Origin of the sequence: Pseudarthrobacter sp. CC4 (assembly GCF_048957775.1) — a bacterium.
GTDB lineage: Bacteria > Actinomycetota > Actinomycetes > Actinomycetales > Micrococcaceae > Arthrobacter.
The window spans coordinates 203,790-218,869 of record NZ_JARCCZ010000003.1 but is presented as its reverse complement, the minus strand read 5'-3'; the positions used below and the strand labels follow the sequence as shown (position 1 = coordinate 218,869).

Below are 15,080 nucleotides of genomic sequence, written 5' to 3'. Positions count from 1 at the left end.
TCCTTTCCGAAGTTTTTCAGCGGTTGACGGCCACTTGGGCCAAGAGCTCGGGACCGCGGGCATCCAGCCATTTTCCGCCCAGCCGCACGCCTGCCACGAACAGGCACAGGCCCAGGGCCGTCCCTGCGCCAAGGTTGATCCAGCCGAAGATCCGGTTGCCGGTGACCAGCTGGGCGGCCAGGAGCCCGGCCTCCGGCAGGACCAGGACCATCAGGAGCACCAGTCCGCCGAACTGGACCGCGAGGGTCTGCCCCACATTGCCCGGCGGTTTTTTGAACGGGCTGTCGCCCGGCAAGGGAACGGCCACGGTGTAGCGTGCGGAGACAACCGAAGACAGGCCCAGGCCGGTGAACAGGACGCCCAGGCTGAGGCCCAGCTGGCCGGGCAGGGCACCCCAGTCCCCCGTGAAGGCGGAGTACCCCAGCGCAAACACCAGCACCACCGGCAGGGCGAACGCCAGGCAGGCCAGGGCACGGCCCAGCCGGTCCGCCACGCCCCGGACGCCCGTGGCCAGGTGGAGGGCGAACGCGGTGTTGTCATAGGACACATCGGCGGAGATGGACCAGGCGAGGATGAACGCGGACATCGGGGCGAGGAAAGCCAGGCTGGTGTAATCCCCGGTCTGGCTGCCCTGGAACAGCAGCACCACGGGAAGCAACGGGATCACCACAAGCGAGCCCGAATACCGCGGGTCCCGGAACCAGTACGTGAGGCACCTGGCCATCACCGCCCCGGCCGGGACCGCGGGCAGGACCTCCAAAAGTCCCAGCTTGCCGCCTTTCCTCTTCCCGCTTCCCGCATAGGGAGGAGTCACCAGCGCCCGCTCCAGCAGGACCTTCCAGGCCCACGCCAGGGCGGCAAGTGTTGCCGCGGACAGGAGCAGCTTCAGGGCTGCCGCGCCTGGCTCGCCGGCGGCGACGTCACCGGCAATGGACCATGGGGCCCCGAGCGGCGTCCAGGACAGCATCCGGGCAAAGCCGGGGAGGAATCCGGCGGACGAGGAGATGCCCTGGCCTACCCCGGCCACGATGGGTCCCATCAGGACCAGGGGCACCATGAAGGCGACGGCGCTGATGTCCTTGAAGCGCCGTGACGCTGCCAGGCTTGCCGTCGCGGTTGTGACCACCTTGGCGATGACCACGCAGGTCATCACCCCCAGCACTGCTCCGGCGAAGGCAGCGAGCGCGGGAAGGACCGCCCGGGACCACGTCACCACCGTGGCCAGGGCAACGAGGGACGTTGCGAGCCCGGGAATTCCGATCAGGCCGCCCAGGGCCAGTCCCGCCAGCATCTGGTTCATGGGGATGGCGAAGGTTGTGAAGCGCGCAGGGTCCAGCGTCATGTCCGTTGCCGACGCCACCACCGGCACGATTCCCCAGCCCAGGATGGCAGCGGACCCGCCCAGCACCACGGCGGCGTAGGCGAGATCGTGCGGCGCGTTGCGCAGCAGTACCAGGACCACCACCAGCATGCCCACCAGGCCGAGCGCATACAGTCCGGCGAAGGCCATGCCCACCAGCTGCAAGGGGCTGCGGCGCAGGCCGTTGCGCAGCAGGGTGAGCTTGAGCCTCAGGAGGTGCGCAACCATTCCAGGCCCTCCGTGTGGCTGCGGCCGCCAACCAGCTGGACGAACCGGTCCTCAAGTGTTGCCCCGGCGCGCACCTCGTCCACCGTTCCCGCAGCCAGCAGCCGGCCGCCGGCCACCACTGCCACGTGGTCGCACATCCGCTGGACCAGGTCCATGACGTGGCTGGACACCATGACGGTGCCGCCGGAGGCAACATACTTGTCCAGGATCGAGCGGATGTTGGCCGCGGAGATGGGGTCCACCGCCTCGAAGGGTTCATCCAGGACCAGGAGCCGGGGCGCGTGGATCAGGGCGGAGGCCAGCGCGACCTTCTTGGTCATGCCGGCGGAGTAGTCCACCACCAGTGTGCCGGCGTCATCCTGGAGGTCCATGGCCGCGAGCAGGTCCGCAACGCGCGTGGCCACGACATCCTTGTCCATTCCCCGCAGCAGCCCGGCGTAGGTGATCAGCTGTTCCCCGGTCAGCCTGTCAAACAGCCGCACGCCGTCCGGAAGGATGCCCATTAGCCGTTTGGCTTCCAGCGGCCGCTGCCACACGTCCACGCCATGGACCACCGCTGTGCCAAAGTCCGGGCGAAGCAGGCCGGTGGCCATGGACAGCGTGGTGGTCTTGCCGGCACCGTTGGGGCCCACAATCCCGTAGAAGGAACCTGCCGGCACGTCCAGGCTGATGCCGTCCACGGCGATTTTGCCGCCGAAGCGCTTGGCCAGGCCCCTGATGGACAAGGCAGGCAGGTGTGCCGCAGGGCCGGGAAGCGCGGCCGGGTCCGGTGGCAGCGCCGGCTCGGGTTGCGGAGCAGTCATGAAGCCAGCGTAGCCCTCAGCCCACCCCTTCGGGGTCCTCCCGCAGGAGGAGTGAACAAGGCGTGGCGACGCCCCTTATCCAGCTGCGCCTTTGTGCTGCCGGCGGGCCTCCATCGAGCCGGACATCAGAATGAATGCCGGGGAACGGCCCGTTCGTATTGCGGCGGCCACGCAATGTCGTGGCCCAGTTCGAAGGCGGCCCGCAGCCACCAGTGCGGGTCCCGCAGCGCTGCCCTGGCAATGAGGACGCCGTCAGCCTGTCCCGTGGCAAGGGCGTGTTCTGCCTGCCCGGCGGAGGTGAGCAGGCCAACGGTCCCGGTGGCCACTCCGGCTTCCTTGCGGATGGCGGCGGAAAACCCGGTCTGGTAGCCGGGGCCGGCCTTGATGTGCTGATGAGCCACGGCACCCCCGCTGGAAACGTCGATGAGGTCCACCCCGTGTTCGGCTGCCTGCCGGGCCAGGCGCACGGAAGCGGCAAGGTCCACACCGCCGTCCGCCCAGTCGCTGGCGGAGATCCTCAGGAGCAGCGGCATGGACTCCGGAATGACCGCCCGTACCGCGTCCACCACGGCGAGCATCAGTCGGTTCCTGCCGGCTTCGTCCCCGCCCCACTGGTCGTCGCGGGTATTGATCAGCGGGCTTTGGAACTGATGGAGCAGGTACCCGTGGGCGGCATGGATTTCCATGGTGTCGAAGCCTGCGTCCAGGGCACGTCCGGCAGCCGCGGCGAAGTCGCCGATGACGCCGCGGATCTGTTCCTCCGTCATCGCGGCGGGAACGGCATAGCCGTCAAAAGCCGATGCCGAGGGACCCACAGTGGTCCAGCCGCCGTCGGACTCCGGCACGCTGCCCTGCCTGCCGGAAAACGGCCAGTAGGTGGATCCCTTCCTGCCGGCATGGGCGAGTTGCACGCCGATCTTGGCCTCCGCCGGGCCGTGGCGGTGCACGAAGGACGTGATCCGCTGCCAGGCCTCGGCCTGTGCGTCGTTGTAGAGCCCGGCGTCCCGGGGACTGATCCTGCCCTCGGCGTTGACGGCCGCTGCCTCGGTGAGGATCAGCGCTGCGCCGCCGGCCGCGAAGGACCCCAAATGCATCAGGTGCCAGTCGTTCGGCACGCCGGGGGCGTCGTCGGGATCGCAGCTGTACTGGCACATGGGTGAGACCCAGCCGCGATGCTGGAGCTCCAGCCCCCGGAGCTTCAGCGGCTGGAACAGTGCCGGCACTAGAAAAGGACCCTCGCGAGTGCCTGGCGCGCCTTGCCCACCCGCTCGTCGGCAGACCCCACCACGTCGAACAGCTCCAGCAGGCGGACGCGGGCAGTTTCGCGTTCCGGGCCGAAGTTCCTGCCGATGAAGGTGACCAGCCGGTTCAGCGCATCCTCCACGTGGCCGCCTGCCACATCCAGGTCCGCCACGCCCAGCTGCGCCTCAAGGTTGTCCGGTTCGTTGGCCGCCAGCGCCCGCAGGGCTTCGCTGTCCTGCGCGGAGAGCGGCTGCAGCCTGGCCATCAGCTCCACCTGGGCCAGGCCGGCCTTCGCCTCGTGGTCCGAGGGCATCTCGGTCAGTGCCTGGCGGTAGGCATCGGCTGCTGCGGCGTAGTCCCCCGCCTCGATGGCGTCAAAAGCCGCCTGGTGCAGCGGCGGCAGGGGCGCGGGGGTGTCGTCTTCAGCCGCGCCGGCACCCAGGCTGCCGGTCACGCCGTTTGCCGCAGCCACCTTCAGCAGTTCGTCAAAGAGGCTGCGGACCTGCTGTTCGTCTGCGCCGCCCTGGAAGAGCGGTACGGGTTGGCCCTTGAGGACGGCCACCGCGGTGGGCACGGCCTGCACCTGGAAGGCCTGGGCCAACTGCGGGAACGCCTCGATGTCCGCGGCGCCGAGGACCAGGCGGCCGCCGTAGCTTGCCACCACCCGCTCCAGGACGTCCAGCATGGTTGCGGACTCCGGCGAGTAGGAGGCCCAGAGCGCAAAAACAACCGGCACCTGCGCTGACAGCTCCACCAGCTGCTGGAAATTGCCTTCGGTGACGTTGACTTTCAGTTCCGGCGAGCCAGGAGCATCGGGGGCTCCGCCCTGCGGCGTTCCGGTCCCGGCCGGGGACGCGGGGCGCTGCTTCAGCGTGGAAAGGTCGACGGCGCCGCGCAGGTTAAGCAGGTTGGCAGCGGCAGGAGGGACTGGGCGGGAAGCTGGCGAACTCATGCTTTCCACTCTAGCCACTCCGGCCGCTGCCGGGGCTACTGAAGGAACCGGGGTTACTTGAAGCTGGCCCCCGTCAGTCCGCGGGTCGCCGCGACGAGCTTCATCGGGTCGGTTGACCCTGCCGGCGGCACGTACACGGCCACGGACTCGGCGAAGGTCAGGACCATGCCGGTGGTGGTTTCCTTGCCGCCGGCCAGGGCTGCGGCATCGTCACCAATGGTGAGCTTGTCACCTGCGGCCTTGGGGGTTCCCTCGAAGCCGAAGTTGATCCGGCCCAGGACCAGGGCGCCGCCGTCAGCCGTCCGGAAAACAACCGTATTTTCCGGAGCCACCTTGTGGGTGAAGGAGAAGTTGCCGTTCTCGCCGGCCTTCACCACCTCGGCCTGGTAGGACAGGGTGTCCGCAATGTACGGCGAGGACTCCCCTTCCACGAGCTTGTCCTTGTAGGCGGACTCAGCGGTGGTCAGTCGGTCGGCAAGGCCGGACATGGCCTCCTCGCCGCTGTAGAGCAGGCCGGTCTTGTCGCCCGCGGCCAGGGTCTCCGTGCCGTCCCGGTTGATGGTGGGGAAGGTGGTTCCGGGCTGCAGCGGGTTGGTTTCCACCAGCTTGTAGTTCTCGCGCGGAGAGGGCTGGACCAAGGTCAGCAGCTGCGGCACCACGTTGCCGTCGCCCTGGGTCACCGCCATAACGGACCTCGGCCACTCGCGGTCGCTGGTCACCACGGTGGTGAGCAGCTTGGTGGAGCGGACCGGCATGCGGGGCTCGTAGGAGCCCACCTGGGAGCGGATCTTGTAATTCTGGGTGCGGACCTCAAGCTCAGTGCCGCCCACGCGGTCCGCGAGCTTGGCCGCATCCTTTGCGGCATCGCCGGCGTCAACGGCGCTGGAAACCTGTTCCAGGATCCTGCGGAACTGGGCATCCAGCAGGACGGGCGGACCGGACTGCCCCTGCGCGGCAGGCGAAGCTGCGGAAGACGGATCCGGGGAAGGCGCCGGCGATGTGGCGCTGGCGGCGGCACCGGTTCCGGCCACGACGGCAACAGCCACTACTCCGGCGGCCGCCATGGTTACCCGCGAGGACCGTGCCTCATTGCGGGCCCGGGCGCGCTGCGCAAAGCCGCTGCCCTTGCCGTCGCCTTCGCCGTTGCGCTTGCGGGCGGAGAGCAGGGCCAGGGCGATTCCACCCAGGATCAGCAGCGAGCCGAGGATGATCAGCGGGATGGCCCACGGGGTGGACGTGTCGTTGGGGAACGTCATGGAAACGGTGGCCGGCGCCGGCTTGGTTCCGTCGGAGGCGAGCAGGAGGGTCCAGTCGCCGTCCGCCGGTGCTGTCCACGAGTATTCAAGCTCGCTGCTCGCATTCTCGGTGGAAACCCAGAGGTCCGAGCCGGCGGGGTTGGGCGCGGTGGCTTCGCCGTCGGCGTGTTCAACCAGCAGCGACTTCTCGTCCCCGGACACGCCGGTGATGGTGTTGTGCGCAGTCTGGCCCACCCACGCCTCCACGTCGTCCGGCCGGCCCGCTGCCAGGAGGAAGTTGCCGTCGCCCTCGATCTTGATCTTGACGGTCCCGCCGTGAAGGGTGCGCAGGTTTTGGTCGATCACGGTCAGCGGGGCCTCGGCAGCATCCACCGGAGCGGCGGCCGTAAAAGTCTCGGAGGGGGCCCAGATGGTTCTCTGGCCGATGCCGGCCAGAAGTGTCAGGAGGCCGAGCAGCACGAGTGCGACTGCAGTCTTTAAACGCAAGGGAACACCTATCATCAGCGGGGGTTTCCTTTCAATAGTATCCGTTTTGTTATCGAAGGCCCGGATCGGGGCTTCTGCGAGGACCGCCAGCGGGTCGCCGGCCGGGCCGTTCCGCTGCTGTTGACAAGGCTGCTGATAGTGTTTGCGATGATCATCACACCGGCCCGCCGACGCGGTGCCATCAACGGAACAGGCCCTTAAAACCAGTGACTGACAAGACGGACGAATCCTCCGCGGCGCCAGAGAACCCGGGGGGTGGGCAGCCGCCGGCAGCCGCTCCGCAGGGTCCCGCAGCTGCCCGCCGGAAGAGGCCCGCCGCGGCCGCCCTCGGGCTGCTGCTTCACCGCCTGCGCCAGCCACTCCCCGGCGCCCAACCCAGGCTCCGGTTTGAAATGCCGCCGGAGTACTCCCGCCAGAACGGGGAAGACGCCAGCCGGGACAGCGCGGTACAGCCGCAGTTCGGCAGCCCCGGCCCCCGGATCTCGCCGCAGCATCCCCTTTATCTGGGCTTCATGGGCACGGTGGGCGTCGGACTTGCCCTGCTGGTCTACTGGATCGGCTCCAACACCACGCAGCTGCTGCTGTGGATTGTGGCTGCGCTGTTCATCGCGCTGGGGCTGGAACCTGTGGTCGGCTGGCTGGAAAGCCGGAAGATCCCCCGCCCCGCCGGAATCCTGGTGTCCGTCACGGTGCTGATAAGCGCCGTCGTCGGCTTTTTTGCCACGCTCATTCCCACCATCGTGGAGCAGGTCACCCAGATCGTCGAGCAGGCACCGGTGTGGATCCGGGACTTCATCGACTCCGACTTTTTCCGCAGCCTGGATGACCAGTTCGGCGTGCGCGACCGGATCACAGAGGAACTGGAGAAGTTCGTCAACGACCCCGCCGCGATGGGCGGGATTTTCGGGGGCGTGGTGGGCTTTGGCTCCACCGTGGCCAACGGCCTCTTCGGCACCCTGATCGTCCTGGTGTTGAGCCTGTACTTCCTCGCTGCCCTGCCCGCAATGAAGAAGTGGGGCTACCGGCTGGCGCCGCGTTCCCGGCGGCACCGCGTTGAAGCGCTGTCCGAGGAAATCACCCGATCGGTGGGCAACTACGTGATCGGCCAGGCGGTGGTTGCCCTCCTGAACGCCACCTTCGCCTTCATCGTGATGTCCATCGTGGGCATCCCTTTCGCCCTGCTGCTGGCGTTCGTGGTGGCCCTGCTCGCGTTCATTCCGCTGGTAGGCGGCATGATCGCGGGGATCGTGGTACTGCTGGTTTCGCTCACCGAGGGCTGGCAGGCGGCAGCGGTGTACGGGATCTGCTACTTCGCCTACCTGCAGTTCGAGGCCTACTTCATCTCGCCGCGCATCATGCAGAAGGCCGTGGCGGTCCCCGGCGCCGTGGCCGTCATTTCAGTCATTGCCGGCGGCAGCCTGCTGGGCGTGCTCGGCGCGCTGATCGCCATTCCGACGGCGGCCGCCGTCCTGCTGCTGGTCAGGGAGATCTACATCGTCAGGCAGGACCAGCACTAAGTGTGCGTCACCGGACCCGGCCCCAGCCGTTCCCTAGGCTGACGCTGTTGCCGCGGGCCCGTTCCATTCGTGCGGCAGTCCGGCGGCGCCCGATCCCGCCTCGGTGACCTCATCCACAATTTCGTTGAGCACCCGGGAGGCGTACTTCTCCCCCACCCACAGGTGCTTGGCGCCGTCCACGCCCACCACGCGGGCCTGCGGGACCAGGCTGAAGCGGGCTGCGGCCTCGTCCGGCTTGAGGAAGTCATCGTGCTCCGGCACCAGGACCGTGAGCGGCTTTCCTGATGCGGCCCAGAGGCGCAGGTGCTCATCTGTGGCGCGGTGCAGCGGGGGCGAGAGCAGGACCGCGCCCTCAACCAGGGACGCCACGGGTTCCACGGCTCCGTACATCAGGGCGAGTTCCGTGCCGAAAGACCATCCCACCAGCCAGCGGTTGGGCAGGCCGCGTTCGACGGCGAAGCGCACCGCGGCCTCCATGTCATGGCGTTCCCCGACGCCCTCGTCGAAGGCCCCGCTGCTGGTTCCGTGCGGGGACGCGGTTCCGCGGGTATTGAACCGCAGCACGGCGATGCCGGCAAGCGCCGGCAGCCGGTAGGACGCCTTGCGGTAGACATGCGAGTCCATGAAGCCGCCGTGCGTTGGAAGGGGATGCAGGGTGATCAACGTGGCATTCACGGGGCCGGATTCCGGCAGCGCCAGCTCGGCCACCAGGGTGTGTCCGTCTTCCGTGTCCAGCTTCACCAGCTCGCGTTTGGCGGGCAGCACGGTTGAGGCACGGATGGGAGCGGGCCCTGCGGCCTGGTGGAATTCGTACGACGCCGGATCAAAAGTCATGCCTGCCAGCTTAGCGACAGCGGGCGCATCTTTGCCCGCCCGTCAGCGGTAGCGGTAACTGCGCGACATCCAGCAGTTGGTGTGCCAGTGCCGCCGTTCGGCCAGGCCGGCCGCGGCCCCGAACAGGTGGTCATCCTTCCAGACCACCAGGTGGGCGACGCCGGGCAGCACCGCGGTGGAGCATTCGGGGCAGATGTAGGTTTTCTCGGCGTTTTTGGCGGTCATGGTGCGGACCATCCATTCGCCGTCGGGCGCAGTCTCCCGGCGCGCGATGCCGGCACGTGCCCGTTCGAGGTCGAGTTCGGGGACGTCCTGGCCGCCCTTCTTTCCGGCGCCCGCTCTTCCGGACCCGGAACCCTTTCCGGAAACGGGACGGCGGGGGCGGTTGGAGCGCGGCATGCCTCCATTCTGCCCCAGCGGCGGGCCGGCAGGCTCCTCAACCGGCCGGAGCCGGCCGCAGCCGCCCGGAGACCGCCGGCGGAGCCTGAACCCGGCAGACGGTAGTCTGTACGGCGTGCGACTTGTCATAGCCCGATGCTCCGTTGATTATGTTGGCCGGCTCAAAGCCCATCTCCCGCTTGCCACCAGGCTCCTGCTGGTGAAGGCCGACGGCTCCGTCCTGGTCCACTCCGACGGCGGTTCCTACAAACCGCTCAACTGGATGAGTCCGCCGGCCACGCTCAGGGTGATTTCCCCCGAGGACGTGGACCTCGAACTCGGGGTGGTGGAGCAGTGGACCGTCCAGTCCGCCAAAACCGACGACCGGCTCATCATCAACATCCACGAAAAACTCGACGAGTCCTCCCACGACCTCGGCGTGGACCCCGGGCTGATCAAGGACGGCGTGGAAGCGGACCTGCAGCGCCTGCTGGCGGAACAGATTGAAACACTTGGAGCCGGCTACTCCCTCATCCGCCGGGAATACTTCACCGCCATCGGCCCGGTGGACATCCTTGCACGCGACGCTGAGGGCGCCACTGTGGCCATTGAGCTGAAGCGCCGCGGTGACATCGACGGGGTGGAACAGTTGACGCGGTACCTCGAACTGCTCAACCGCGACCCCCTCCTTGCCCCGGTCCGCGGGATTTTTGCGGCCCAGCAAATCAAGCCGCAGGCAAAGGTCCTTGCCAACGACCGCGGGATCGACTGCGTGACCCTGGACTACGATGCCATGCGCGGCGTTGACGACAGCGAGTCACGGCTTTTCTGACCGCAGGGCCAAGGTGTTCAAACCCCGGTTGAATAAGCTCCTGACATGCGCATTAACCTGTCTTTTGCCGAAAATTTGTCCGTTTCCCCGTGCAAACCGTTGACCTGCGGGAACGGGCATGAAATTCTTGTCTCAGTCTTTGTGTAGGTGTTTTTCATGCTCGCAAGACATGTTGCGAGCGCGAAGCTCCTGCAACGCCGCTTCCCTTTCCGGGACGGTAATTCAGGATTCTTCTCGCGGAGTGACCAAGGCCGGCACGAGGTGTGCCGATCTTAAAAAGTTCCATAATGAGGAGAAATAAATGGCACAGGGAACCGTCAAGTGGTTCAACGCTGAAAAGGGCTTCGGCTTCATTACCCCGGATGACTCGGATGGGGACGTTTTTGTCCACTACTCCGAAATCCAGACCGGCGGCTTCAAGACCCTCGACGAGAACCAGCGCGTTCAGTTCGAAATCGGCCAGGGCGCCAAGGGTCCCCAGGCTACCGGCGTAACGCTGGTCTAGTCCCGCATTCCGGCCGCAGCTGCGGCCGGGCAGCGAAACAATGGTCCCCGGCAATTATGCCGGGGACCATTGTTGTTAATCAGGACAGCTATTTCACCAATTTGCGCACCAGGCGGGCGCCCTGCGGAAGGGAAAGCCCGGGCAGGTACGCGCGGGTCAATGCCCGGCCGATCGCCGGCAGATACAACGCGTCCTGGTAATACAGGTAAAGCGCACGGTATTCGGGTTTGAAGCGCGACTTGAATGCGGCCAGGGAGCGGAATCCGTAGACGGGTTCCAGTGCGTGGCCCACGAGGTCGAGTATCCGGACCAGGTTGTCCGCTTCGCCTTCACCGGGGGCCTCAGAACGGGAGCCGTCACCGGCAGGGGATTCGGGAAGGCTGGCCAGCGGTGAGCCCGAGAGCGAGATCACCTCAACCGAACTGCGCAGCTCAAGCACGGCAGAGGCGATGAGGAATTCCATGACCCCGGGAAATCCGTCGGCGCCGCGGCGCATGACGTCAAGCGTCCTGCTGACCAGGACCCCGCCGTCATAAACCGGCAACCAGCTGGTCACCCCGTGGACCGTGCCGCCGGCATCCACGGCAAGGCAGCACAGCACCTCCGGGTCATCGAGCTCGTCGATGCCGCCGAGGGTAAAACCCATTTCGGGAACGGTCTTTCCGGCCGCCCATTCCTCGGAGACCTCGATCAGCTTGGACCGCAGCGCCGGCGGCAGGGACTGGTACGTTCCCCAAACAGCCTGAACCCCCAGCTTGGCTGCCCTGTTCAGTGCGGTCCGGACGTTCTGCCACTCCTTGCCCTTGAATTCGAGTTCACGGACGGCCAGCCGGGTCTCCTGGGCAACGGCAACCCTGGAAAAACCGCGTTCCCGCAGCATCGGCCAGAGCGAATCATCGCAGGAGTAGAGCGCAGGGATGAGGCCTTCGTGGCTGCAGTAGTCAAGGAAACCCTCGGTCACGCGCCCTTGTGCAGTTTGCGGCCCGAAAGCCCCGCCCAGTGTCAGAGCCACGCTGCCGTGCCGCTGGAACGCCACGGCGCCGCGGCCGTCGGGGCTGAACCAGTACGTGTTGGGTTCCCACAGCGCCATCCAGGACAGGGGTCCGCCGCCCTGGTGGAGCAGGGCGCGTGCTTTGATCCTGTCCTGCCGTCCGGAGTCGTTGCCGTGGTGGCCGCTGAGCAGGGCCCACCACACGCTGACCAGCGCGACAACCCAGAACACGGGTCCGGAATAGGCAAAGAGCACCGCTTCCAGGTTGTTCCGGTCGGCGAACACCCGGTGGTAGTACTGCGGGATGGGAACCGGGACGTACTGGCGCGCAAGCTCTGCAAAGAGCGCCAGGATGCCGCCGTCGCGTAGCAGACCGCCGGCCCAGAACCAGGCCGCCGCGTATGCTCCGGCGAGGACAAGCCATGTTCCTCCCACGACTGCGGCCAGCGTCCGGCGGGCAGCAGGCCGCGTCTGGACGCGGAACTGGCGCCGGTTGAGCCACAAAAGGACCGCCAGGAGCAGGGGGACGAACACCAGGGGAAGCACATGGGCAAACGCCGAGGCCATGGGTGTGGCGGACGCGCTGTGCGGCCTGGACGGGATCAGTGCGAACAGCGCAAGATAGACGCCGGCAAGGGCTGTGACCGCAAGCTGGATGACAATGGCGATGTTCAGGGCCAGGCGCCGGCCGCGGCGCATGCCGTCCGCACAGATCAGCAGCAGGATGACCGGAACCACCGCAAGCGCGAGTCCGAAGGGCCCGGCAAAGCCTGCCCGGCCCGCTTCAAGGCAGGACGACTCCACGGTTGCGCCGCAGTTGAACTCCAGTTGGCTCAGGGTTGGCATCGGGTTGAGGACTACGTCGCGCAGGAGCGCCAGCGGGCCTGTGGGTGACCGGGCGATTCCGGTGAGGATGGGCCCCACCGCAAAGACTGCCACCGTCAGGGCCAGCAGGTTCCGTGCTTCGCGGCCGGTTGACCGGTGCCGGTGGAGCTGGCCGCGATCACCCTGGATCCACCAGCCGGCCAGGAGTCCCAGGATGGCACCGATCAGGCCGATCACCGTTTCTGCATGCCCGATGTACAGCACCAGCAGCAGGGAGATGGACAGCACAGCTGTCCGGAGCCGGCGTTGCCAGAGGACCGGCAGCCGGCCGGAGGCTGCCAGACCTGCCGCGAGGACCGCAGGGTAGGGTCCGATCAGGATGTCGTCGGCCATCCGGTCGAGCCACCCGTCCCCGACGTATCCCGCCAGTTGCGTGATCAGCAGGAAGAGCGTTACGGCACCGAACTGTCCTCCGAAAAAGAAGGCGGCCGCTGCGACGGTTCCCAGTTTCCGCTCGGCAAGCCCCAGCAGCAGGAGGATCATCAGCGACGCGGAAATATAGGCCAGCGGGTTCGTGGCGAAGAAGAGGCTGGTGAACAGGCACCACCAGTTGCCGGCCCGCAGCCCCGGTCCGCTGACGCCTGCACCGTCCAGCAACTGCTCCGGGGGCCCGGCAAGGAAGCTGCCGGTGACAGCACCGGTGGCGAGGAACACGAGCAGGACCGCCACGGAGAAGGGCATTGACTTCAGGGCACTGATGGCACGGTCGAGTGTCGGGCGGACCACCGTTGCCCAGGCGAGCGATCCTGTCCGGACCTTATGTCCCGTTGTCATTGCCCCATCCCCCACCGGGCGGCCAGGAACTCCAGGGCATCGGCTAGGCGCTTGGAGGACGTGTCCCAGGAGTGGCCTGTTTGTTCCACCTCGTAGGCGCGGACGTCAAAGCCGGCCTCCCGTGCCGCGGCGGCCAGGGTACGGAGATAACCCACAAATTCTGGGTCGTTCTGTCCGGCAGTCAAGTACAGGCCGCTGGATTCGAAGCGCTGTTCCTTCATGATGGCCAGGGGGGTTTGCCGCTCAAATTCCTCCGGCCTCCCCGGAAAGGCAGCGTCAATGGTTTTTTGCCGCTCCTTGGCGATGGCCGGTTCAGCTTCCCCGGAGAACGAAAGGACAGCCGGAAAGAGATCCGGGTGCCGGGTTCCCATCTGCAGGGCACAGGTGCCGCCAAAGGAAAAGCCGCCAATGGCCCACTGACTATGGTTGGTGTCCACGGCCAGGGTGGAACTGATCCAGGCCGGCACGTCACGTGACAAGTAGGTGTCAGCCTGCGCTATCTGGCTGTCCATGCACATGGTGTTGGCAGACTGCGAGCCGTTGGGATCGGGGATCACCACCACCGGTGCCAGGCCGCCGTGCGCCGCCGCAAAGGAATTCATGTGCCCGCCCAGGGCACCGCCGGTCAGCCAGTCCGCGGGGCCGCCCGGCTGTCCGGCGATCAGGACCAGCACCGGCAGGGCTGGCCGGTTTTTGGCGAAGTAGGCGGGCGGCAGGTAGATGTACGCGTCCCGGGCGCTCATCCCGGACTTTTCCCCCGGGATGAAGGCCTTCCGCAGCTCGCCTTCGGCAGGGACGTCCCCTTGCGGCACCCACCCGCGGAGGGTAGCGCCGTCGGACTGTCCCGGCTGCCGCATCAGCTCCTGCTCCAGCGTCGGAATCCTCGCGAGTGCTGTGCCGAAGAGATCGCTGACCGTCTTATTGAGGCCGAAATAGGCGTTGATCTGCACTGCCGAAAGTGCCGTCACCAAAAGGGCGGCCACCAATCCGGCCGCACGCCGGCGCCACGTGTTTCGGGGCATCCTCAGGAGGAGGAGGATCAGGGCGGCCACGCCGGGCACCACCCACAGGAGGACGGTATCGGGAATGTTTTCCGGGAAGATCGAGAAAACGTTGATGAGAGCCCAGTGGGTGGAAGCCACGAGGGCGAAGGCGGCAGCCGCAACCGCAATGACTTTCAAGAACCAGCTCCGCCTGGCGACGGCGGACGGGGGCAGCAGAAGGTACGCGGCACCGGCCACCCCAAGGGCGAGGGAAGCCCAATATAGCGGCCCGTCGATGAGCCGGATGTCGAAGAACCAGTCCACGTTGGCTAGCGCCAAGTCCCAATGCCGATGACCGGGCCGGCTTCCAGCCAGGAAGAGAGGCCCGTGTAGGCGTCGAAGTTCATGGCGAGGCGCATGTCCTGGCCTTCGTACCGCAGTTCAACAATGACGACGTCGGGCTGCACCTTGACAGCCTCGGCCTCCGTGGGCGTCCGCCGGCCGAGCAGTTCCAGGGAATGCCGTTTGAACTTGTGCTTGGGCCGCACGCTAAGGGAGAGCAGCCGGAACCATTCAAGGTCGTTGTCCTGATAACGACAAACCCCCATCTGCCAGCTGTTTCCAGCCATGCAAATGGAGGCGTCCACCGTGCCGAGGGCACGCCGCAGATTGAAGCGGCGCACCCCCGAAAGGCACAGTGCAAATATCAGCAATCCAAAAGCGACTGCCAAGGCGATGAACAGACCCGGTGCGTCCATCAAAGTGATGCTAGCGGATCCCAGCGGTAGCCGAGCCGCCCAGCTGGGCGTTGTCAGCAACGATAACCACACGGTTGTTGTCGACGGAGAAGAACCCGCCGTCAACCTCTACCGCAATCCGGTCTCCCGAAACCGGCTGGATGGCCAGTTCACCCTCGGCCAGGATCGCCAGCAGGGGCGAGTGGCCGGGCAGGATTCCGATTTCACCATCGCTGGTGCGGGCCTTGACCATCTTGGCCGCTCCGGACCACACAAAGTGGTCCGCTGCGACAATCTCAACCTCAAGCTCAGCCATA

General features: G+C 66.7%; 14 protein-coding genes. 3 read left to right on the top strand and 11 right to left on the bottom strand.

The genetic code is table 11. The annotated features are described in order from the left end of the window. Positions 1-16: 16 nt before the first annotated feature. The 5 genes from PV768_RS03785 to PV768_RS03765 all read right to left on the bottom strand — a co-directional run bounded on the left by PV768_RS03785 (position 17) and on the right by PV768_RS03765 (position 6,342). A complete protein-coding gene (locus tag PV768_RS03785; protein WP_421092316.1) occupies positions 17-1,588 on the bottom strand; it encodes a transporter in 1,572 nt (523 codons plus the stop codon). After that, positions 1,570-2,391 (bottom strand): ABC transporter ATP-binding protein, encoded by an 822-nt coding sequence (locus PV768_RS03780; RefSeq protein ID WP_157241844.1) that lies wholly within the window; start codon positions 2,389-2,391, stop codon positions 1,570-1,572. Before PV768_RS03780 ends, PV768_RS03785 begins: the two co-directional genes overlap by 19 nt. A gap of 125 nt (positions 2,392-2,516) precedes the next feature. Further along, the gene (locus PV768_RS03775) at positions 2,517-3,614 is read right to left on the bottom strand and encodes an NADH:flavin oxidoreductase/NADH oxidase (RefSeq protein ID WP_321213846.1); all 1,098 of its coding nucleotides are present in this window, start codon (positions 3,612-3,614) and stop codon (positions 2,517-2,519) included. Then, positions 3,614-4,585, bottom strand: a complete 972-nt coding sequence (locus PV768_RS03770) for a tetratricopeptide repeat protein (protein WP_157241843.1) — start codon at positions 4,583-4,585, stop codon at positions 3,614-3,616. The genes PV768_RS03775 and PV768_RS03770 overlap by 1 nt, the downstream gene beginning before the upstream one ends. A 53-nt stretch (positions 4,586-4,638) precedes the next feature. Then, positions 4,639-6,342 carry a hypothetical protein gene (locus PV768_RS03765; RefSeq protein ID WP_321213848.1) on the bottom strand — a complete coding sequence of 568 codons (1,704 nt, stop codon included), beginning with the start codon at positions 6,340-6,342 and terminating at the stop codon, positions 4,639-4,641. 191 nt (positions 6,343-6,533) lie between these two features. On the opposite strand from PV768_RS03765, the gene PV768_RS03760 reads away from it, so the two are divergent. After that, positions 6,534-7,844, top strand: coding sequence for an AI-2E family transporter (locus tag PV768_RS03760; protein WP_321213849.1), 1,311 nt, complete (start codon positions 6,534-6,536; stop codon positions 7,842-7,844). Between the two features lie 33 nt (positions 7,845-7,877). On the opposite strand, the gene PV768_RS03755 is transcribed toward PV768_RS03760, so the two are convergent. After that, positions 7,878-8,678 carry an alpha/beta hydrolase gene (locus PV768_RS03755; RefSeq protein WP_421092315.1) on the bottom strand — a complete coding sequence of 267 codons (801 nt, stop codon included), beginning with the start codon at positions 8,676-8,678 and terminating at the stop codon, positions 7,878-7,880. Between the two features lie 42 nt (positions 8,679-8,720). Further along, positions 8,721-9,077, bottom strand: a complete 357-nt coding sequence (locus PV768_RS03750) for an ATP/GTP-binding protein (protein WP_421092314.1) — start codon at positions 9,075-9,077, stop codon at positions 8,721-8,723. A 115-nt stretch (positions 9,078-9,192) separates the two neighbouring features. Between PV768_RS03750 and nucS the strand changes: the two genes are divergently transcribed. Continuing rightward, positions 9,193-9,888 carry an endonuclease NucS gene (gene nucS, locus PV768_RS03745; RefSeq protein ID WP_321213851.1) on the top strand — a complete coding sequence of 232 codons (696 nt, stop codon included), beginning with the start codon at positions 9,193-9,195 and terminating at the stop codon, positions 9,886-9,888. 301 nt (positions 9,889-10,189) lie between these two features. Further along, complete coding sequence (locus tag PV768_RS03740; RefSeq protein ID WP_011692441.1) at positions 10,190-10,393, top strand: cold-shock protein; 204 nt, start codon at positions 10,190-10,192, stop codon at positions 10,391-10,393. A gap of 88 nt (positions 10,394-10,481) precedes the next feature. Here PV768_RS03740 and PV768_RS03735 read toward each other — a convergent pair whose 3' ends face one another. The 4 genes from PV768_RS03735 to PV768_RS03720 are packed head-to-tail and all read right to left on the bottom strand — an operon-like array spanning position 10,482 to position 15,079. Beyond that, positions 10,482-13,043: a bifunctional lysylphosphatidylglycerol flippase/synthetase MprF gene (locus tag PV768_RS03735; RefSeq protein ID WP_421092313.1), complete on the bottom strand. Its 2,562-nt coding sequence runs from the start codon at positions 13,041-13,043 to the stop codon at positions 10,482-10,484. Then, positions 13,040-14,350, bottom strand: coding sequence for an alpha/beta hydrolase (locus PV768_RS03730; protein WP_421092355.1), 1,311 nt, complete (start codon positions 14,348-14,350; stop codon positions 13,040-13,042). The genes PV768_RS03735 and PV768_RS03730 overlap by 4 nt, the downstream gene beginning before the upstream one ends. Positions 14,351-14,355: 5 nt before the next feature. Beyond that, positions 14,356-14,784: a DUF2550 domain-containing protein gene (locus PV768_RS03725; RefSeq protein ID WP_157241837.1), complete on the bottom strand. Its 429-nt coding sequence runs from the start codon at positions 14,782-14,784 to the stop codon at positions 14,356-14,358. A gap of 10 nt (positions 14,785-14,794) precedes the next feature. Continuing rightward, a complete protein-coding gene (locus PV768_RS03720) occupies positions 14,795-15,079 on the bottom strand; it encodes a F0F1 ATP synthase subunit epsilon (RefSeq protein WP_157241836.1) in 285 nt (94 codons plus the stop codon). Position 15,080: the final 1 nt, after the last annotated feature.